The sequence below is a fragment of the Streptomyces durocortorensis genome, assembly GCF_016901035.1.
GTDB classification, from domain to species: Bacteria; Actinomycetota; Actinomycetes; order Streptomycetales; family Streptomycetaceae; genus Streptomyces; species Streptomyces durocortorensis.
Genome location: NZ_JAFEUF010000576.1, coordinates 1 through 315, shown reverse-complemented (window position 1 = coordinate 315; position 315 = coordinate 1). Strand labels below are relative to the sequence as shown.

The window sequence follows — 315 nt, the reverse complement described above, 5'->3', positions numbered from 1 at the left end:
CGCGACACCGACGTCCTTCCAGTCCACTCCCCCGGGCTTCCGGCCCCCGGTGTTCAACCCGATCTGCGCCAGCCGGACCCCCAGCGCCACGATGGCCTCCTGGATCGCCTGTCCCAGGGGCGACCCGGCGGGCGACATCCGCAGCAGGCGGTCGATGATGATGAGGATCGCGAGCTTGCTCCGGGCCCGCGCCAGGAACATCTGCGAGACCGAGGCGCCGCCGGTGAACGCGATCAGTGCCGCCAGGATCGCCAGTTCGGCGATCAGCATGATGATCTCGGCGATGATCTCCCACTTGGACGCCTGGATCTTCTG

At 68.3% G+C, this 315-nt stretch carries 1 protein-coding gene; it reads right to left on the bottom strand.

Annotated elements, in window-relative coordinates; genetic code table 11:
* Window positions 1–315: hypothetical protein (locus tag JS521_RS36135; RefSeq protein ID WP_205087046.1), on the bottom strand; the 315-nt coding region annotated here is incomplete at both ends.